19 protein-coding genes are annotated in these 18,148 nt (G+C 73.3%); 13 read left to right on the top strand and 6 right to left on the bottom strand.

The features are described from left to right. Positions 1-45 precede the first annotated feature (45 nt). Complete coding sequence (gene rfbH / locus ABEA77_RS12285; protein ID WP_345645327.1) at positions 46-1,344, top strand: lipopolysaccharide biosynthesis protein RfbH; 1,299 nt, start codon at positions 46-48, stop codon at positions 1,342-1,344. Positions 1,345-1,539: 195 nt separating this feature from the next. Here rfbH and ABEA77_RS12280 read toward each other — a convergent pair whose 3' ends face one another. Both ABEA77_RS12280 and ABEA77_RS12275 read right to left on the bottom strand, forming a co-directional pair. After that, complete coding sequence (locus ABEA77_RS12280; protein WP_345645325.1) at positions 1,540-2,790, bottom strand: nucleotide disphospho-sugar-binding domain-containing protein; 1,251 nt, start codon at positions 2,788-2,790, stop codon at positions 1,540-1,542. 5 nt (positions 2,791-2,795) lie between these two features. Then, positions 2,796-4,058 carry a nucleotide disphospho-sugar-binding domain-containing protein gene (locus ABEA77_RS12275; RefSeq protein WP_345645322.1) on the bottom strand — a complete coding sequence of 421 codons (1,263 nt, stop codon included), beginning with the start codon at positions 4,056-4,058 and terminating at the stop codon, positions 2,796-2,798. Between the two features lie 150 nt (positions 4,059-4,208). Here ABEA77_RS12275 and ABEA77_RS12270 point away from each other — a divergent pair, with 150 nt between their 5' ends. Genes ABEA77_RS12270 through ABEA77_RS12250 form a run of 5 tightly spaced genes read left to right on the top strand, consistent with a single transcriptional unit; the run spans position 4,209 to position 8,622 of the window. Further along, the gene (locus ABEA77_RS12270; RefSeq protein WP_345645319.1) at positions 4,209-4,853 is read left to right on the top strand and encodes an SDR family NAD(P)-dependent oxidoreductase; all 645 of its coding nucleotides are present in this window, start codon (positions 4,209-4,211) and stop codon (positions 4,851-4,853) included. Further along, on the top strand, positions 4,850-6,109 hold the full coding sequence (locus ABEA77_RS12265) for a nucleotide disphospho-sugar-binding domain-containing protein (protein WP_345645316.1): 1,260 nt from the start codon (positions 4,850-4,852) through the stop codon (positions 6,107-6,109). Before ABEA77_RS12270 ends, ABEA77_RS12265 begins: the two co-directional genes overlap by 4 nt. Next, positions 6,106-6,786 (top strand): TylF/MycF/NovP-related O-methyltransferase, encoded by a 681-nt coding sequence (locus ABEA77_RS12260; protein WP_345645313.1) that lies wholly within the window; start codon positions 6,106-6,108, stop codon positions 6,784-6,786. The genes ABEA77_RS12265 and ABEA77_RS12260 overlap by 4 nt, the downstream gene beginning before the upstream one ends. A 46-nt stretch (positions 6,787-6,832) precedes the next feature. Continuing rightward, positions 6,833-8,308 carry an FAD-dependent monooxygenase gene (locus tag ABEA77_RS12255; protein WP_345645310.1) on the top strand — a complete coding sequence of 492 codons (1,476 nt, stop codon included), beginning with the start codon at positions 6,833-6,835 and terminating at the stop codon, positions 8,306-8,308. A 56-nt stretch (positions 8,309-8,364) separates the two neighbouring features. After that, entirely contained in the window at positions 8,365-8,622 is a 258-nt protein-coding gene (locus ABEA77_RS12250; protein ID WP_345645307.1) for an acyl carrier protein, read from the top strand. A 227-nt stretch (positions 8,623-8,849) separates the two neighbouring features. Here the strand turns inward: ABEA77_RS12250 and ABEA77_RS12245 are convergent, their stop codons facing one another. Then, entirely contained in the window at positions 8,850-9,608 is a 759-nt protein-coding gene (locus ABEA77_RS12245; RefSeq protein ID WP_345645304.1) for an NUDIX domain-containing protein, read from the bottom strand. 403 nt (positions 9,609-10,011) lie between these two features. Here ABEA77_RS12245 and ABEA77_RS12240 point away from each other — a divergent pair, with 403 nt between their 5' ends. From ABEA77_RS12240 to ABEA77_RS12215, 6 genes are all read left to right on the top strand, one after another. After that, positions 10,012-10,857, top strand: a complete 846-nt coding sequence (locus ABEA77_RS12240) for a HipA family kinase (protein ID WP_345645302.1) — start codon at positions 10,012-10,014, stop codon at positions 10,855-10,857. Then, positions 10,854-11,237, top strand: a complete 384-nt coding sequence (locus ABEA77_RS12235; protein ID WP_345645299.1) for a DUF3037 domain-containing protein — start codon at positions 10,854-10,856, stop codon at positions 11,235-11,237. Before ABEA77_RS12240 ends, ABEA77_RS12235 begins: the two co-directional genes overlap by 4 nt. A 153-nt stretch (positions 11,238-11,390) precedes the next feature. Next, positions 11,391-12,152, top strand: a complete 762-nt coding sequence (gene fabG, locus ABEA77_RS12230; protein WP_345645296.1) for a 3-oxoacyl-ACP reductase FabG — start codon at positions 11,391-11,393, stop codon at positions 12,150-12,152. A gap of 17 nt (positions 12,153-12,169) precedes the next feature. Further along, positions 12,170-12,934: an SDR family oxidoreductase gene (locus ABEA77_RS12225; RefSeq protein ID WP_345645294.1), complete on the top strand. Its 765-nt coding sequence runs from the start codon at positions 12,170-12,172 to the stop codon at positions 12,932-12,934. Positions 12,935-13,056: 122 nt separating this feature from the next. Beyond that, the gene (gene ung / locus ABEA77_RS12220) at positions 13,057-13,746 is read left to right on the top strand and encodes a uracil-DNA glycosylase (protein ID WP_345645292.1); all 690 of its coding nucleotides are present in this window, start codon (positions 13,057-13,059) and stop codon (positions 13,744-13,746) included. 82 nt (positions 13,747-13,828) lie between these two features. Next, positions 13,829-14,269, top strand: a complete 441-nt coding sequence (locus ABEA77_RS12215) for a hypothetical protein (protein WP_345645291.1) — start codon at positions 13,829-13,831, stop codon at positions 14,267-14,269. 29 nt (positions 14,270-14,298) lie between these two features. Here ABEA77_RS12215 and ABEA77_RS12210 read toward each other — a convergent pair whose 3' ends face one another. After that, positions 14,299-14,769, bottom strand: coding sequence for a hypothetical protein (locus tag ABEA77_RS12210; RefSeq protein ID WP_345645290.1), 471 nt, complete (start codon positions 14,767-14,769; stop codon positions 14,299-14,301). A 146-nt stretch (positions 14,770-14,915) separates the two neighbouring features. Further along, complete coding sequence (locus tag ABEA77_RS12205; protein ID WP_345645540.1) at positions 14,916-15,383, bottom strand: DinB family protein; 468 nt, start codon at positions 15,381-15,383, stop codon at positions 14,916-14,918. A 255-nt stretch (positions 15,384-15,638) separates the two neighbouring features. On the opposite strand from ABEA77_RS12205, the gene ABEA77_RS12200 reads away from it, so the two are divergent. After that, the gene (locus ABEA77_RS12200; RefSeq protein ID WP_345645537.1) at positions 15,639-16,544 is read left to right on the top strand and encodes a Gfo/Idh/MocA family protein; all 906 of its coding nucleotides are present in this window, start codon (positions 15,639-15,641) and stop codon (positions 16,542-16,544) included. Here the strand turns inward: ABEA77_RS12200 and lnt are convergent. Then, positions 16,468-18,126, bottom strand: coding sequence for an apolipoprotein N-acyltransferase (gene lnt / locus ABEA77_RS12195; protein WP_345645288.1), 1,659 nt, complete (start codon positions 18,124-18,126; stop codon positions 16,468-16,470). The two genes, ABEA77_RS12200 and lnt, sit on opposite strands and share 77 nt — an antisense overlap. Positions 18,127-18,148: the final 22 nt, after the last annotated feature.

Genomic DNA, 18,148 nt, shown 5'->3' with positions numbered 1-18,148 from the left:
GCTGGTCCGCCGTATCCGAGCGCTCCTGAGGAAGAGAAGACACACATGTCCGACATCAAGAACGAGATCCTTGAACTGGTGCGCAAGCACCACCGCGAACGCGCCCAGCAGGAGTTCGTCCCGGGCGTCTCGCGGATCCTCCCGTCCGGTGCCACCTTCGACGAGGACGACCGGGTCGCACTCGTCGAGGCCGCTGTGGACATGCGTATCGCGGCCGGCGTCAGCTCGCAGCGCTTCGAACGGGGCTTCGCCCGGCTGCTGGGCGTGCGCAAGGCCCACATGACCAACTCGGGTTCCTCGGCCAACCTGCTGGCTCTCTCCGCGCTGAAGGCAGCGGAGCTGGGGGAGCGCAGACTGCGCCCCGGCGACGAGGTCGTCACCGTCGCGGCCGGATTCCCGACGACGGTCAACCCCATTGTGCAGAACGGTCTGGTACCCGTCTTCGTCGACGTCGAGCTGGGCACCTACAACACGACGCCCGAGCGCATCCGGGAGGCCCTCTCGCCCAAGACCAGGGCCATCATGATCGCGCACGCGCTCGGCAATCCCTTCGCCGCTGAGGAAGTAGCCGAACTCGCCAGAGAGAACGGCCTGTTCCTCGTCGAGGACAATTGCGATGCCGTGGGCTCGACCTATCGCGGCCGGCCCACCGGCTCCTTCGGCGACCTGTCGACCGCCAGCTTCTATCCGGCCCACCACATCACCACGGGCGAGGGCGGCTGCGTGGCGACCCGCAGCCCGGCCCTGGCGAGGATCGTGGAGCAGCTGCGCGACTGGGGCCGCGACTGCTGGTGTGAGCCGGGAGAGGAGAACACCTGCCTCAAGCGGTTCGAGTACCAGCTGGGCACGCTGCCGCACGGCTACGACCACAAGTACATCTTCTCCCACATCGGCTACAACCTGAAGTCGACCGACCTGCAGGCCGCCCTGGGGCTGAACCAGCTGGGCAAGGTCCACGAGTTCGCCGAGATCCGCAAGCGCAACTGGCAGCGCATGCGCGAAGGGCTGGCCGCCGTGTCCGGCCTGCTGTTGCCCTCCGCGACGCCGGACAGCGACCCGAGCTGGTTCGGCTTCGTCGTCACCGTCCGCCCCGACGCGCCCTTCACCCGTCGCGAGCTGGGCGACTTCCTGGAGTCCCGGCACATCGGCACCCGGCGTTTCTTCGGCGGCAATCTCACCCGGCACCCCGCCTACCGTGACACACCGCACCGTGTGGTGGGGGAGCTGACCAATTCCGACATCATCACCGAGCACACCTTCTGGATCGGCGTCTACCCGTCCCTGACCACCGAGATGATCGACTACGTGGTCGACTCCATCACCGGGTTCGCCGCCGGGTACTGACGCAGGCGCCACGACCCGCCCCCTCGGACAGCGAGAGGGGGCGGGCCTCGTGCTGCCCGCGACGGCCGGTGCCGTGCCGGAGGGAGGCCGCGTGCGGGTGAGGCCGGTGCCGAGAAGGTCCGTTCGGGCGGGTGGTGACGGGTACACCGGCGCGCCGCACCGCCCGTGCGGAGCGGCGCGGCGTACCGGCCGGGGTCAGCGCACCGGCAGGTCGTCGGTGCCGAGTGTCCCGGTGCGGGCCAGCAGCTCCAGCGCGGGCACCAGCTCGGCCGGCGAGGGCCGCCGGGCCATCGAGGCGCGCAGCCGGTCGGCGGCCGCCCGTCGTCCGGGGGAGACCAGCACCTCGAGCGCGGCCCGAGCGGCCTCGGCCGGGTCGGTGCGCAGCACGTCCAGGGCCACGGCCGCCCCGGTGTCGGCGATGCGCCGACTGGTGACCTTCCCGTCCTGCGTGTAGGCAAGTGCCAGCTGCGGGACCCCGTACACCGCCGCGGTCAGCAGCGCGTTCGAACTCCCCTGGTGGACCACCGCGTCCGCCGACTCCATGAGCAGCTTGAACGGAAAGTCGTGCAGGACGCGCACCGCCTCCGGCAGCGGCCCCAGCACCTCGGCCTGCGCGCGCGAGGTGGTCAGGACGACCTCCGCGCCCTGGGAGAGCAATGCGTCGACGACCTGGCGCGGCAACGGCTCCTGTCCGGTCTCCATCGCCACCGACCGGCTCACCATCACTACGACCCGGGGGCCGCCGCGCGGACGGCGCAGCCAGTCGGGGACCTCGCCTGGACCGTTGTACGGCACATACCGGGCCGGTATGCGCAACGCCGGTCCCACCGGCGGCAGCGCCTCGTCCGGCGAGAGGTCCACGACGTACCGTGCGTGGCTCTGGTGCCAACGCGGCCGGCCGTAGCGGGCGAAGGAATCCGACGGGTCGCCGTCGCCCAGGTCCACGCCCGCTTCGGTCTCCGCCGTGCCGAAGAGGCCCGGCGGGTGGTAGAGCGAGGGGCAGCCCGTCAGTTGGGCGATCAGCGCGCCCTCCGGCGCGGTCAGGTCGTGCACGACCAGGTCGGGCCGCAGACGCCGGCCCAGGCTCACCGCGCCGTCATAGCTGCGGCGGATCGCCCCGTAGGCGCGCCGCTGGAAAGCCGGCAGCTCGGCGGCCACGTCGAACTCGTCGAGCGACGCCACCTGCCGGCCGGTGTACGGGTGCAGCGGCATGCCGGGGCGGTTGCCCGCCACACTGTCGAGGTAGCGGAACATGCGCCCCATGGTGACCATGTCGACGGACTCGAGCACCGGCACCGCGACCAGACCGGTGCGTTCGACCGCGCTCTGCTGCGGGGGCGCGCACGCGACCCGCACTTGGTGGCCCGCGGCTTGCAGGGCCCAGCCGAGCGGCACCATGCAGAAGTAGTGGCCGGCCCAGTCGGACGTCACGAACAGTACGCGCATGGCGCTCACCGCCCGGCCGTTGCGAGCGACGGGTCCCAACGGCCGTCACGCGCAAGCCGTTCCAGCGGTGCCACCAGCTGCGACGGCGCCGGGTACGCCTCCAGCTCCGCGGCCACCGCGCGGGCCTCGTCGCGGTAGCGTTCCTCGTGGAGCACCGCGGTGACCGCCTCGCCGATCTGCTCCCTGCCCGACTCGAACGCCGAGCGCACCACCGCCCCGCCTGCCCGGTGCACCCGCTCCCGGTAGACCGGGAGGTCCATCGACAGCGTCAGGCATACCTGCGGCACGCCCTGGGCGAGGGCGCCCACGACCGTGTTGGCTCCCCCGTGGTGGACGACCGCGGTGCACGTCTCCAGGAGCAGCTGGACGGGGAAACCGGTCAGGACCCGCACATTGCCGGGCAGCACGCCGAGCGCCGCGACCTGCTCGGCGCTCGCGGTGAGGACCACCTCGGCTCCGGTCGCGGCCGCCGCCTCGACGGCGTACGCGAGAGCCGGCACGTGCGGCCCGTACATGGTGGTCGCCGAGTAGCCCCACAGCACGGCGATGCGTGGCCGCGCCGACGGCTCCATCAGCCAGTCGGGCACGGACCCCGGACCGTTGTAGGGCACGGGACGCACCGGGATGCGCCGGGCCGCCCCGTGCGGCGGTAGCGAGCGTGCCGGCGAGGGGTCCAGTACGTACTCGATCTGGCCGCGGTCCCATGGCGCGGCGCCGTGCCGCGCGAACGATCCCGTCACGTCCTCCAGCCCCGTGTCGAGCACGGGCTCGGTCTCCGCCGCGCCGAACAGGCCCGCAGAGCAATACAGTGCGGGGACACCCGCGAGGCGCGCCACCAGTGCTCCCTCCGGTGCCATCAGGTCGTGCACGACCAGGTCGGGGCCCCAGGCGCGACCGAAGCCGACCGCCCCGTCGAAGCTGGCACGCACGCGCCGCGCCGCGTCGAGCCAGAAGCGCTTGGACTCGGCTGCGAGGTCGAAGTCGTCCAGGCTGCGGACAGGCCGCCCGGTGCCCGGGTGCAGCGGCAGCCCCGGCAGTGCGCTCCGGCCCTCGACCGCCTCCTGGTAGCGCGCCAGCCGGTTGCAGTACGTCATGTCCAAGCCGTCAAGCACCGGCACGGGCGTCAGCCCCGCGGCCGACAGCGCCCCGGACTGCGGCGGCGGACACGCCACTCGCACCTCGTGGCCCGCGGCCTGCAGAGCCCAGCCGAGCGGCACCATGCAGTAGTAGTGGCCGACCCAATCGGACACAGTGAAAAGCACTTTCATGCAGTCTCTCCCGGCTCTGGCGCTCGTCGACCGTCCGCCGCAGCGTGTCGCGGGGGCCTGGAGCACCGGTTGAACGTCCGTCGAAGCGGCCCGCCGGCCTGGGTGGTTCCTATAACGCGGCTCGAAGGGGCGGCCCTAGGTTCTGCCGTCATGAGCCGATTGCCATGGGACGCAAGAGTCGCCGTGATCACGGGTGCGGAGACCGAGACCGGCGCCGCACTCGCGGTCGAACTCGCCCGCAGGGGCGCTGCGGTGGCGGTGCAGTACGACAAGTCCTTCGTCCGCGCTAAGGAGTTGGTTCGCTCCATCGAGAGGAACGGCGGAAGGGCCGTCGCGATCCGCGCCGACCTGAGCGACCCGTCCGCGGCCGACCTGCTCTGCAAGAAGGCCGGCGGCGCGTTCGGAGACGTGGACATCGTCGTGGCGAGCGAGGCCCCGCCGTCCGCCGCGCGCGAGGGCGAGGAGGACGCACAGAGCATCGCCGACGCTGTCCGCGACCGGCTGCTGGCCGTACTGAGCCCGCTGCACGCGGCCCTGGACGCCATGGCGCGGCGCGGGAGCGGACTTCTCGTCCACGCGGGGAGCGGTGAACCGGCCGGCCCCGCGTCCGAGGCGGCGCGGGCGGCGGCCGCCGCGGCGGTGGTCGCCCTGGGCCGCACGGCGGGCCCGCTCGGCCTGAGCACGCATACGCTCGTCCTCGGCACACCGCAGGAGACCGCACGGGGTGTGGCGCATCTGGCCGAGGGCGCGGCAGGTCACGCACCTGCCGCGGTGGGCAGTGTGATGCAGCGGTGAGGGCCCTGTTCAGCGTCAGCCACTGGCGCGGCATCTACTTCCACATGGTGCCGCTCGGCTGGGCCCTGCAGGCCGCGGGGCACGACGTGAGAGTGATGTGTTCCGGGCCGGAACCCGTCAGCCGCGCGGGGCTGATCCCGGTGCCCGTCCTCAAGAGCTTCGACCTGATGGAGGGGGAGCGGCTGGCCCGCGCGGAGGCCCTGTGCCCCCCGGGCGGACCGCCGGCCGGCGCACCGCCGGCTCCCGCCGCCGGCCGCGCGCCAGGCGATCAGCACGCGCCCTTCGACCTGGCCGCCCAGCAGGAGTCCTACCGACGCGCCCTGCACGCCAACCTGGCGCGCAACTGCGACGCGGCCGTGGCCTTCGCCAGGTCGTGGCACCCCGACCTGGTGGTCCACGACCTGATGAGCCCGGAGGGCGTGCTCGCCGCACAGGTCATGAAAGTGCCGTCGATCTACTACTCGCTCGGCCTGTTCGGCAGCACGGAGGCCGACCTCCACGACCGCAGTGGCTCCTTCCCCCGCCACGGCGTGCACGGCTGGGACCGATCCCGCATCGAGTACGCACTCGACCCCACGCCTGACATGATGGCGCCCGACATGGGCCGCGCGCTGCGCATGCCGATCCGGTACCTCCCGTACAACGGGCCCGGCGTTCCAGCCGCCTGGATGAGCGAGCCGACCGCCAGGCCGCGCATCTGCGTGATCTGGAGCAGGTCCTCCACCGCCATCTTCGGCGCCGGGCTGCCCGTCCTGCGCCATGCCGTGGAGGCGTCCCTCGCCACCGGCGCGGAAGTCGTCCTCACAGCGGGCCCGGAGGAGGCAGCGCTGCTCGGGGACCTTCCCGACGACGTGCGGGTCCTGACCGACCAGCCGCTGCACCTGCTTCTCGAACACTGCGACGCGATCATCCACACCGGCAGCGTCGGCCCGATGATGACGGCGGCCGGCCTGCCGCAGCTCATCCTCGCCCTCACCGACGACGGCGCCGAGATGGGCCGCCGCTTCGCCACCGCCGGCTCCGCGCTCGTCCTGCCGGGCCTGGCCTCCGGCATCGACGACGTCACAGCGGCCGTGCGCCGGCTGTGCCACGACATGGACCTGCGCGAGGCCGCCCGGCGTGTCGGCACCGCCCTGGCGGAGCACCCCACCGCCGCCGAGTGGGTCCCTGCCCTGGAGACCCTCGCCCGCACCGGCACGCTCAGCGCCGGCGACGCACCGAGCGCCGCCGACCCCACCTCGCGGAGGAACCAGTGACGACATCCCGCACCGCCACCCGGAGCGACACCCTCGACGAGCTGCGCAGGTGGCTCCTGGAGGAGCACGGCGAGACCGTCGACCCCGACCGCCTGGGCCACGTCCGCACCGAGATCGAACGCGTCGTCCGCGACGGCGTGTCCGGCGCCCTCGTCGAACTCGGATGCTTCCGGGGGGCGATGACCCTCTGGATGCGCACCCTCCTGGACACCCTCGGCGACGACCGGCCGATCCACGTCTTCGACTCCTTCCAGGGCCTGCCGGACACGACTGAGGAGGACGAGATCGTGATGCCGCTGGGCGCGATGTCCGCCGGCATGGCCGAAGTGCGGGCCACCTTCGAGACCTGGGGGCGCACCCCGCCCCTGATGTGCCCGGGCTGGTTCGAGGACACCCTCGCCGAGGGCCTGCCCGACGAGATCGCGTTCGGCTACCTCGACGGCGACCTCTACAGCTCGACCGTCGTCTCCCTGGCGGAGTGCGTCCCGCGCCTGAACCCGGGTGGTGCCCTGATCCTCGACGACTACGCCGACCCCGAGGCCAACCCCCGCACCATCGTCAAGTTCCCCGGTGTCAAACGCGCCTGCGACGAGTACTTCGGCACGCCCTCGCCCGTCGAGGTTCTCATCGGCGAGGGCGATCTCGCCTATGGCCGCTACACCAGACCCCTCGCGTGAACAGCTCTCCCGCCCCGCCACCACACCACGAAAGGTCCGACAGCGCATGGTTGACGTGATCGTCGCGGGCGGCGGCCCGGTCGGCACGATGCTCGCCTGCGAGCTGCGCCTGCACGGCGTCGACGTCGTCGTCCTCGACAAGGAACCCGAGCCGAGCCCGCACTCCCGGGCCTTCCGGCTCCAGCCGCGCACGATGGAGCTGCTGGACTACCGGGGCCTCGCCGAGCGTTTCGTCGACGGCCGCAAGAAGTGGCCCAAGGCCCACTTCGCGGGGCTCCAGCCACTCCTGGAACTCGGCGACCTGCCGAGCCCCCACCCCTATTCCCTGCTGATCCCGCAGGCGGAGACCGAACAGCTGTTGGCGGCCCGCGCCGACGAGCTGGGCGCACCGGTCCGGCGCGGCCACCGTCTCACCGGTCTCGACCAGGGCGGCGACGGCGTCACCGCCGAGGTGAGCGGTCCCGACGGTCCCTACACCCTCGTCGCGCGCCACCTCGTGGGCTGCGACGGAGGCCGCTCCACCGTGCGCCACCTCGCGGGATTCGACTTCCCGGGTACCGAAGCGCAGGTGACAGCGCTCCTGGGGGACGTCCTGCTCGCCGACCGCTCCCAACTGCCGACCGGTGTCCCCGGCACCCTGCGCACCGAACGCGGGTTGCTGATGGCGGTGGCCCTCGAAGCACCGGTCGTACGAGTCCTGACCACCGAATTCCGTCCCCCGCGGGGCGACACGGCCTGCCCGGTGACCATCGCGGAACTGCGGGAATCCGTCGAACGCGTCACCGGATCAGTCGTCGACATCAGCGAGGCCCGCTGGCTCTCGCGCTTCGGCGACGCGACCCGCCTCGCCACCCGGTACCGGCGCGGCCGGGTGCTGCTGGCCGGCGACTCCGCGCACATCCACTTCCCCATCGGGGCCCAGGGACTCAATCTCGGCCTGCAGGAGGCGGTCAATCTCGGCTGGAAACTGGCCGCCACCCTCCGGCGCGGCGCACCCACGGCGCTGCTGGACAGCTACCACGACGAGCGCCATCCGGTGGCCCTGCGCGTGCTGCGCGAGACCCGGGCCCAGCTCGCTCTGATGGACCCCGACCCACGCACCGACCCGCTGCGGGAGATCGTCGGGGAACTGCTGGCCCTGCCCGAGGCCAACCAGCACATCGCCTCGCTGGTCTCCGGCACGGACGTCACTTACGGCGCAGGCCAGGGAGACCACCCGTGGATCGGACGGCCGGCTCCCTCCCTGGAACTGAAGACCGCTGACGGCCCCGTCCGTACGGCAGAACTCCTGCGCACCGGCAACGGCGTGCTGCTCGATCTCGCGGGGACCGTTCCGTCCGAGCGGTACGCCGACCTGCTGGCGTCGCGTTCGGTCACCGCGATCCGTGCCCAGGCCGTGGACGTCCCCGGCGTCGAGGCCCTGCTGATACGGCCCGACGGGCACGTGGCGTGGGCAGGAACGGGCCGTGACCCTGACCTGCCCGTGGTGCTGGAGACCTGGTACGGCCTTGCGGCGCGATGAACACGACTGTGCCCGCACCGGCGCGCACGCGCCGCTCACGAGGAGGAGAACACACCATGACGGAATTCACGCTTGACGACGTCCGCAGAGTGATGCGGAAGTCCGCAGGCGACGACGAGACCACGGACTTCCAGGGCGACATCCTGGACGTCCCCTTCACCGATCTGGGCCTGGATTCGCTGGCCGTGCTGGGGGCGGTCTCGCTCATCGAGCAGCAGTACGGCGTCTCGGTCCCCGACGACCGCCTGCCCGAGGTCAACACGGCGGCACGCATGATCGCCTACGTCATGGCCCAGCTGGGCACCGGCGTGTAGGGCTCCCCGTGGGAATCCTGCCGGGCCCCGTGCTCCGGCGCTCCCTCGCGAGTGGCCGCACGGGGTCCGGCGCGCCCCACGGGGCGCTTCGGCCGACCGGACCTGCACCCCTCCCACTGCCGGTCCCCGCCGCCGCCGGCCGTTCCGGCGGCCTCGCTGCCTCGTCGGTCTGTCTCGTCGGCGCCCTCCGCCGCAGGACGGCACCGGCCCCGCCGTCGGTACGCTGCTCAGGCATCGAGCCGCGGCGGTGTCCCCGCGCAGTGCCGTACGACCGGTTCCACGAACTCCGCGTACGTCCCGCCCAACGCCTCCAACTCGGCCAGGGAGCCCACGAAAGCGATCTCGGCCAGTTCCGGATCGCGCCCGGCAGCGGTCTCCGAGGCGGCGAGCTCCGCGTACCGCTCTCGCACCAGGGCCGCCGGCAGACCCGGGGCGGCGAACAGGAAGCCCACGTCACCGTTGAGGCGCCGCGTCACCCGCCACAGCCTCAGCTCGCCGGGTCCCGTGCCGAGACCGGTCTCCTCCGCCAATTCCCGTGCGGCGTGGCCGTGCAGCACCGGCACGTCGAGCACCTCGTCCTCCGCCGGGGGTTCCACGGCCCCACCCGGCAGCTGCCACCGTCCGGGGGAGGCGGTCGACGACGCCATCCTCCCCACCAGGATGCGCCCGTCCTCGTCCGGCTGCACAACGCTCGCGAAGACGGCCGGCAGTGAGGGGGCGCCGGGCACCTGGCGCAACCCGTGGAAGCGGTAGGTCGTCCGCGCCCACGTGAGGGTCAGATCGTGCGGCTCCTCCCACTCCCATCCCACGCAGCCCACCACCGGCCCGTCGAACAGCAGAGGGTTGGCCTGGGTGACGTCCTCCCAGATCCGGTTCATCTCCTGTTCCTCGTCGTGCGTGGGGACAGGGGGAGCGGTCTCGCGCAGACTCAGGTGACGAACTCTCAACAGTTCAACGCCCGCCGGGGGCAGGGACAGGTCGATCACCGTTCCATGGTGGCACACGCCTCCTCGCGGCAGTCCGCATCCGCCGGGCGCACAGCGTCCCTTCCCGCACGCCTGCGCACGCACCCTCCCGGCCCGGGCCTCCGGGACAGGGCAGAACAGGAGGGCTTGCACGTGCTGCGGCACACCTGGGCCTGGTTCATGCCGGAGGCCCGGAAGTCCGTCGTGGCCTCCGCGCGCCGTCCCGGGTGCTCGGGCACCCCCGCCCTCGGTCACCCCCCGGTTACTATGCTGACTCCATGCCGGAGGCTGGCAGCAACCGGCAGCAAGGGGTGCGCCGCCGCCGACCGGATGCCGGGGGAGTGGGGGAGGACAGCGTGTCTGCCGAGACTCCTCCTGGAGTGATCGTGGAATGCCGGGTGTACGGGATGGGTGGCCCAGGAACATGCTGAGAGAGGTCGTCGCGACCCGCTATGTCACGCCGCTGCGTGAGGGCGGGTCGCTTCCAGGGATCGTCGAGGGCGACGACCTCGGCACGTACGTCATGAAGTTCACCGGCGCGGGGCAGGGGCGCAAGACGCTCGTCGCCGAGATCATCTGCGGGGAGCTGGGCCGCAGCCTGGGGCTGCGCGTGCCCGAGCTCGTGACCATGGAGCTCGACCCCGTCATCGGCCTCTCCGAGCCCGACCAGGAGGTCCAGGAGCTGCTGAAGGCCAGCGGCGGGCTGAACCTCGGCATGGACTACCTGCCGGGTTCGATCGGCTTCGACCCGCTCGCGTACGAGGTCGGACCCGCGGAGGCGGGGCGGATCGTCTGGTTCGACGCCCTGATCAACAACGTCGACCGGTCCTGGCGCAATCCGAACATGCTCGTCTGGCACGGGGACCTGTTCCTCATCGACCACGGCGCGACCATGATCTGGCACCACAACTGGCCCACGGCGCAGGCGTCGGCCGCCAAGCCGTACAACGCCTCCGACCACGCGCTCGCCCCGTTCTCGCCCGACGTGCGGGCCGCGGCCGAGGCGCTTGCGCCCCTCGTCACCGAGGAACTGCTGGCGGAGGTCACCGCTGCCGTGCCCGACGAGTGGCTGGTCGACGAGCCCGGCTTCGCGACCACGGACGAGCTGCGCCGCGCCTACGCGGAGCCCCTGCTGGCGCGTGCCGCCACCGTCCACGAGCGCATCGTCATGGACGCGCCCACCGCCCGCCGCCCCTCGCAGGCGCCCGGCTGGCTCGCCGCCCGGCTGCGCCCCGCCCGGCGCCAGGGCGGACAGGAGGACGCCCGATGAGTGAGCGGGACGTCTACGAGTACGCGCTGCTGCGGGTGGTGCCGCGCGTCGAGCGCGGCGAGTGCTGCAACGCCGGGGTCATCCTCTACTGCCGTGCCCAGTCGTTCATCGCGGCGCGCACCCACCTGGACGAGGCGCGCCTGCGGGCCCTCGACCCGGCGGTCGACCTGGTGGGCGTGCGGGCCGCGCTGGCCGCGGTCGAGTCGGTCTGCGACGGCGGCGCCCAGGCGGGGCAGGCGGCCGGGGACGACGCGGGCCGGCGCTTCCGCTGGCTGATCGCGCCGCGCTCCACGGTCGTGCAGCCGGGGCCCGTGCACACAGGACTCACCGCCGACCCCAAGGCGGAGGCCGAGCGGCTCCTCGACCTGCTGGTGCGCTGAGCCGCGCCGAGGCGGCCCGGGGGGGCGCCGTGGCGCGGCCCCCGCGAGGCCGGTGCCGTTGACACCGCGTGCGCGGCCTTCTAGCGTCTCGTCTGCTGAAGCGACTAAGCGGTCGCTCAGAACCCGCGGGTTTCTAGGGCGAGGAGAACAGGGATGTCCACCACCGAGCAGCGCGTCGCCGTCGTGACCGGGGCGGCGCGGGGGATCGGCGCCGCCACGGCCGTACGCCTCGCGGCAGAGGGCCGCGCCGTCGCCGTACTCGATCTGGACGAGGCGGCCTGCGCCGACACGGTGAAGAAGATCACGGAGGCCGGGGGCACGGCGCTCGCGGTCGGCTGCGACGTCTCCGACAGCGCCCAGGTGGAGGCGGCCGTCGAGCGGGTCGCCGCCGAACTCGGCGCGCCGGTGATCCTCGTCAACAACGCGGGCGTCCTGCGCGACAACCTGCTGTTCAAGATGTCGGAGTCCGACTGGGACACCGTGATGAACGTCCACCTCAAGGGCTCGTTCCTGATGACGCGCGCCTGCCAGAAGCACATGGTGGACGCGGGCTTCGGGCGGATCGTGAGCCTGTCCTCGTCGTCCGCGCTCGGCAACCGCGGCCAGGCCAACTACTCCGCGGTCAAGGCGGGCCTCCAGGGCTTCACCAAGACCCTCGCCAAGGAACTGGGCAAGTTCGGCATCACCGCCAACGCGGTCGCGCCCGGCTTCATCGCCACCGACATGACCGCCGCCACGGCGGCGCGCGTGGGCATGAGCTTCGAGGACTTCACCGCGCTCGCCGTCAGCCAGATCCCGGTGCAGCGCGCCGGGCAGCCTGAGGACGTGGCCAACGCCATCGCCTTCTTCACCGGAGACGCGGCGGGCTTCGTCTCGGGGCAGGTCATGTACGTCGCCGGCGGCCCGCTCAACTGAATCCGAGGACACGAGCCATGACACAGCAGCAGAGGCCGGACACCGGCAGGGTCGCCCTCGTCACGGGCGCGAGCCGGGGCATCGGCTACGGGATCGCGGAGGCGCTCGTCGCCCGCGGCGACCGGGTGTGCATCACCGGCCGTGACGAGGAGGCACTCAAGGAGGCCGTGGAGCGGCTCGGCCCCGACCGGGCCATGGGGGTCGCGGGCAAGGCGCACGACCCCGCGCACCAGGGCGCCGTGGTCGAGCGGGTCATGGAGGCGTACGGCCGGATCGACCACCTCGTCAACAACGCGGGGACCAACCCGGTCTTCGCCCCGCTCGCCGACCTGGACCTGAAGGTCGCGAGCAAGACGTATGAGATCAACGTGCTCTCCGCGCTCGGGCTCGCGCAGAAGACGTGGCACGCCTGGCAGAGGGACCACGGCGGGACGATCGTGAACATCGCCTCCATCGCCGGGCAGAACGCCTCGCCGTTCATGGGCACGTACGGCATGAGCAAAGCGGCGATGCTCAACCTGACGCTCCAGCTCGCGCACGAGTTCGCGCCGGTCGTCCGGGTCAACGCCATCGCGCCCGCCGTCGTGAAGACCAAGTTCGCGCGGATGCTCTACGAGGGCCGGGAGGAGGAGAGCGCGGCGGGCTACCCGATGGGCCGGCTCGGCGTGCCGGAGGACATCGGCGGAGCCGCGGTGTTCCTCACCTCGGACGAGGCGTCCGGCTGGATCACCGGCCAGACGCTGGTGATCGACGGCGGCATCGCCCTGAACGCGGGGTTCTGAGCGACCTGGCACCGTCGCCGGCGGCCGGCCCGTCCCCCCGGGGGCGGCCGGCCGCCGTTGTCAGTGGCGGCCGGTAGGTTCGTGGGCGGTCGACAATTCAGCGAACCACGGAGGATGTTGACGTGACCGACACCGACCTGCTGCCCGAGTCCTGGCGCGGCGTGCTGGGCCCTGAGCTCGACCGGCCCTACTTCGCCGACCTGATGGAGTTCGTGGCCAAGGAGCGGGCGAACGGACCGGTGTACCCGCCGCAGGACGAGGTGTTCGCCGCGCTCGCCGCCACCCCGTACGAGGACGTCAAGGTGCTGGTGCTCGGCCAGGACCCGTACCACGGCGCGGGCCAGGGGCACGGCCTGTGCTTCTCCGTGCGGCCCGGTGTGCGGACGCCGCCGTCCCTGCGGAACATCTACAAGGAGATGAAGGAGGAACTCGGCCACCCGGTCCCTGACAACGGCTGTCTGATGCCGTGGGCGCGACAGGGCGTCCTCCTGCTCAACGCGGTGCTCACGGTCCGTGAGGGCGAGGCCAACTCGCACAAGGGCAGGGGCTGGGAGCAGTTCACGGACGCCGTCATCCGGGCGGTCTCGGACCGGCCCGATCCCGCGGTGTTCGTGCTCTGGGGGGCGTACGCGCAGAAGAAGCTGCCGCTGATCGACCAGGAGCGGCACGCGGTCGTGAAGGGCGCCCACCCGTCGCCGCTGTCCGCGAAGAAGTTCTTCGGCTCCCGTCCCTTCACGCAGATCAACGCGGCCGTCGCTGCGCAGGGGCACACGCCCGTCGACTGGCGCATCCCCGACCTGGGCCGGGCCTGAAGGCGATACGGGCCGACCCCGACTAGCGTCTCCATCGAGCGTTTTGTCTTATTTTCATTGCGCGAAGGTGGAGGCGCCAGGCATGGAGCAGCGGGAGTCGTCCCAGGAGAGCCGTGTGACGAGGATCGGGCAGGCGGTGATCCTGCTGCACGGCGGCGACCGGGAGGAGGCACGTCACCGCATGGGGGCGCTGTGGGCGGAGCTCGGTGACACGGGGGACCCCGTACAGCGCTGCACGCTCGCCCACTACCTGGCGGACGCGCAGGACGACCCCGGGGACGAGCTGGCGTGGGACCTGCGGGCCCTGTCCGCGGCCGGCGGGGACGCGCCCGAGGTGGTGGCCTTCCACCCGGCGTTCCACGCCGACCTCGCCGCGGACTATGTGAAGCTGGACCGGCCCGAGGCGGCCCGGCTCCACCTGGAGCGGGCCCGTGCCTGCGCCCATGTCCTGGGGGACGACGGCTACGGCGACGCGGTCCGCGCCGCCATCGCCCGCCTGGCCCGCCGCCTCTCCCGCCCCTGAGCGTGCCAGGGGACGCGGCCTCCCGGGGCTCAGCGGCCGTAGGTCTCGTGGCAGATCCGGGCCTGAGTGCTGCCCGCGGGCCAGTGGCCGTAGGTCTCGCCCAGGGCGCAGACGCCCGCGGCGGACGAGGGGAGCGCGGAGGGGGCGGGTGCGTATCCGCGGCCGTGTGCCGGGGCGACGGGCTCGGGCCGCGCGGGCCGCTCGGGCCGCGGGGCGGCCGGCGCGGCGCCCTGCCGGGGGGCCTCCTCCCGAGGCCGCGCCGCGGCCGGCCCAGGCCGCGAGGGCGAGGGGGACGGCGTGTGCACGAGGTCCAGCGCCTCGCGCAGCGGGGCCTGCACGATCTGCGGCCTCGCGTCCTCCCCGGCCGAGGGCGCCGCAGTGGCCCCGGGCCGCGGGGCCTGCGCGCCGTCCGCGTGTACGGACACACAGCCCGAGACGGCCGTCACGGCCGCCGAGGCCGCGCCGAGCAGGAGCATCGTCGTGGTTCTCGTTCGTCGCACTCCGGCAACTCTGCTGGCCCGGAGCCCACTTCGGACAGGCATCCGCGCCGATTGAACCCGGATGGATGATCCGCGCCGCGGCGGTGACGCACAGTGGCCCGGCGGGCGGGCGGGCGGGCGGGCGGCGGGCGGGGCGGCGGCGCTTGTCAGTCGCCCGTCGTGCCGTCGAGCGCCTCGCGGATCAGGTCCGCGTGGCCGTTGTGGCGCGCGTACTCCTCGATCATGTGGGTGTAGATCCACCGCAGCGTGAACGGCGCCCCGTCGGGCCGCTGCCGCCGCCCCGCGCCCTCGTCGTCCAGGCCGTGCGCCGCCGCGTGCTCCCGGGCCGCGGCGATTTCCGCCTGCCAGGTCGCGTACGCCTCGGCCCAGGTGTCGTCCTGGCCGGGGTGGAAGTCCCCGTCGACGTCGTCGTCGGTGAAGTAGATGCCCGGCAGACCCTCGTCGTCGAGCGTGTTGCGGAACCAGCCGCGCTCGCACTCCGCGAGGTGCCGTACGAGACCCAGCAGGCTGAGCCCGGACGGCTCGACGGGACGCTGCCGCAGCTGCTCCTCCGTGAGGCCCGCGCACTTGACCGCGAGGGTCGCCCGGTGCAGGTCGAGCCAGCCCTCCAGCATCCGGCGCTCGCCCGCGTCGCCGCGCGGCGCCGGGCCCCTGCGGGCCAGCGCCTCCCCGAGAGTCGGCGGCCCCGCCGCGGCGGTGTCCGGTTCCTGCTGGTGGGCCGGGTGCGTCGTCATGGCATCCATCGTGTCGGACACCGGGCCCGCGCGCGACGCGTTATCCGCTGCCCGCTGCCCGCTGCCCGCTGCCCGCTGCCCGCTGCCCGCTGCCCGCGTATGCTGCCCGGACGGCGCAACCCCGGGAGGATGTTCGTGAAGGTCGGCTGCATCGGGCTCGGCGACATCGCGCAGAAGGCGTACCTGCCGGTGCTCACCGCGCAGCCCGGCGTCGAACTGCACCTCCAGACCCGTACCCCCGCGACCCTCCACCGCACCGCCGCTGCCCACCGGATCCCCGACGCGCAGTGCCACGCCGACCTCGACGCGCTGGTCGCGGCCCGGCCCGACGCGGCGTTCGTGCACGCCCCGACCGCCGCGCACCCCGCGATCGTGGCCCGGCTGCTCGACGCGGGCATCCCCACCTATGTCGACAAGCCGATCGCCGCCGGCTACGCGGACGCGGAACGGCTCGTACGGCGCGCCGAGGAGACGGGCACCGCCCTCGCCGTGGGCTTCAACCGGCGCTTCGCACCGTCCTACGCCCAGTGCGCGGAGCACCCCCGCGACCTGATCCTGCTCCAGAAGAACCGGGTGGGCCTGCCGGGCCCGGCGCGCGAGGTCGTGTTCGACGACTTCGTGCACGTCGCCGACACCCTCCGCTTCCTCGTGCCCGGCACCGTCGACCACACCGACATCCGGGTGCGGGTGCGCGACGGGCTCGTCCACCACATCGTGCTCCAGCTGTCGGGCGACGGCTTCACGGCCATCGGCACCATGAACAGGACCAGCGGCTCCACCGAGGAGATCCTCGAAGTCTCCGGCCAGGACGCCAAGCGCGCGGTGCACGACCTCGCCACCGTCGTCGACCACAAGGGTCAGCCCAGCGTGCGGCGGCGCGGCGACTGGGTGCCCGTCGCCCGCCAGCGCGGCATCGAACAGGCCGCGCTCGCCTTCCTCGACGCCGTACGTGCGGGCACGCGGCTCAGCGCCCGGGACGCGCTTCAGACCCATGAGCTGTGCGAGCGGGTCGTGGCTGCGGCGCGGGCAGCGGGCGCCTGACCTGCGGTCCACCACGCCCCCTGTCCCGCAGGGCCCGGCGCGCGCAGAAGGCGGCCACCACGGCGACCGCGCCGTACACCGCCCAGTCGCCGAACCGGTCGTAGAGCGTGGCGCCGCGCGCCGTCGGGACCGCGTACACGGCGGACGCGCTGCGCGCCGTCGACAGCTCGCCGCCGACCGGCTCGCCGCGCGGCCCGAACACGGCGCTCACCCCCGTCAGCGTCGCGTGCACCACAGGACGGCCCGTCTCCGCGGCCCGCAGCGCGCCCAGGGAGGCGTGCTGGGCCGGGGCCCACGTGTCCTGGAACGTCGCGGTCGACGACTGCACGACCAGCACCTGGGCACCGCGGTTCGCGAGGTTCCTGCTCATGTCGGGGAACGCCGACTCGAAGCAGATCAGCGGCCCCACCCGCAGGGTCCCGCCGCCGCGCCCGGCCACCGGAAGCACCACCTGCCGCCGCCCCGCCACCCGGTCCTGCCCGGCCGCCCTGCCGACCGAGGTGGCCCAGCCGAGCAGGGGCCGCGCGGGAATGTACTCGCCGAACGGCACCAGCCGCATCTTGTCGTACGAGGGACCCGTGGGCCCCCGGGGGCCCATCAGCTCGCTCCGCTTGAAGATGCCGCGGCGGCCCAGGGCGTCGGTGCCCGGCGCGTCGATGTTGACCAGGACGTCCGCGCCGACCGTTCGGGACAGGGCCGCGAGCCGCCGCCCCAGCGACGGATGCGTCGCCAGGGAGTGCGTCACACTGCTCTCGCCCCACACCACCAGGTCGACCCGGTCGCCCGCCACCCGCCTGGTCAGCTCCTCGCTCCTGGCGAACCGCCGCTGCGGCGCGCCCGCGGCCCGGGACACGATGCCCGGCTGCACCACCGCGATTCGCGCCGTGCCCGAGAGCTGCGGCACCGGCGCCCACGCCCAGACCGCGCCCATCGCCGCCGCGCCCGCGACGAGCGCCGCCACCGCGGCCAGGCGCGCCGCCGCGGAGACCACGAGCAGCGCCACCGCGACATTCACCGCCACCACCAGCAGGCTCACCAGCCACACCCCGCCCACCGATGCCAGGCGCAGCGCAGGAGCGACCTGCCACTGGCTCGCACCGAGTACGCCCCACGGCCCGCCGAGCCCCTGCCAGGACCTGACGAGCTCCACCAGCAGCCAGGCCGACGGCACCACCGCGAGCGCCGCTGCCGCCCTGCCGGGAGCCGGCGGCCCCCCTGCGCCGCCGAGCAGCGAGCGCACCAGCATCCCCCAGGGCGCCCACAGCAGCCCGAGCAGCGCGCCGAGCACCAGCACGAACACATGGAGGCTGCCGAACAGCCAGTGGTGCACCGCCACCATGTAGCCCGCGCCGCCGAGCCAGCCCTCCACGGCCGCGCGGCGGCGCGTGGGCGCGCCCCGTACCAGCAGCAGCCACGGCACCAGGGCCACATAGGCGCACCACCACAAGGCCGGCGCGGGAAACGCCAGCGCGGGCAGCGCCCCCGCGCACAGGGCCGCGGCGCCCCGCCGCCACGCGGGAGCGCGCGGCCCCCGGGGCCGCGGGCCGCCGCGCCGTTCCACCGGACCGACAGGAACCGGCATGCCGAGCCTCCTCGCCGTGCGT

Origin of the sequence: Streptomyces tremellae (genome assembly GCF_039540215.1) — a bacterium.
Classification (GTDB): domain Bacteria; phylum Actinomycetota; class Actinomycetes; order Streptomycetales; family Streptomycetaceae; genus Streptomyces; species Streptomyces tremellae.
Note: the sequence above shows the minus strand (reverse complement) of the source record. Positions and strands in the feature narration are given on the sequence as shown.

Coding starts and splice junctions, on each gene's coding strand:
- rfbH (WP_345645327.1), top strand. CDS start 46: ATGTCCGACATCAAGAACGAGATCCTTGAACTGGTGCGCAAGCACCAC.
- ABEA77_RS12280 (WP_345645325.1), bottom strand. CDS start 2,790: ATGCGCGTACTGTTCGTGACGTCCGACTGGGCCGGCCACTACTTCTGC.
- ABEA77_RS12275 (WP_345645322.1), bottom strand. CDS start 4,058: ATGAAAGTGCTTTTCACTGTGTCCGATTGGGTCGGCCACTACTACTGC.
- ABEA77_RS12270 (WP_345645319.1), top strand. CDS start 4,209: ATGAGCCGATTGCCATGGGACGCAAGAGTCGCCGTGATCACGGGTGCG.
- ABEA77_RS12255 (WP_345645310.1), top strand. CDS start 6,833: ATGGTTGACGTGATCGTCGCGGGCGGCGGCCCGGTCGGCACGATGCTC.
- ABEA77_RS12250 (WP_345645307.1), top strand. CDS start 8,365: ATGACGGAATTCACGCTTGACGACGTCCGCAGAGTGATGCGGAAGTCC.
- ABEA77_RS12240 (WP_345645302.1), top strand. CDS start 10,012: ATGCTGAGAGAGGTCGTCGCGACCCGCTATGTCACGCCGCTGCGTGAG.
- ABEA77_RS12235 (WP_345645299.1), top strand. CDS start 10,854: ATGAGTGAGCGGGACGTCTACGAGTACGCGCTGCTGCGGGTGGTGCCG.
- fabG (WP_345645296.1), top strand. CDS start 11,391: ATGTCCACCACCGAGCAGCGCGTCGCCGTCGTGACCGGGGCGGCGCGG.
- ABEA77_RS12225 (WP_345645294.1), top strand. CDS start 12,170: ATGACACAGCAGCAGAGGCCGGACACCGGCAGGGTCGCCCTCGTCACG.
- ABEA77_RS12215 (WP_345645291.1), top strand. CDS start 13,829: ATGGAGCAGCGGGAGTCGTCCCAGGAGAGCCGTGTGACGAGGATCGGG.
- ABEA77_RS12205 (WP_345645540.1), bottom strand. CDS start 15,383: ATGCTGGAGGGCTGGCTCGACCTGCACCGGGCGACCCTCGCGGTCAAG.
- lnt (WP_345645288.1), bottom strand. CDS start 18,126: ATGCCGGTTCCTGTCGGTCCGGTGGAACGGCGCGGCGGCCCGCGGCCC.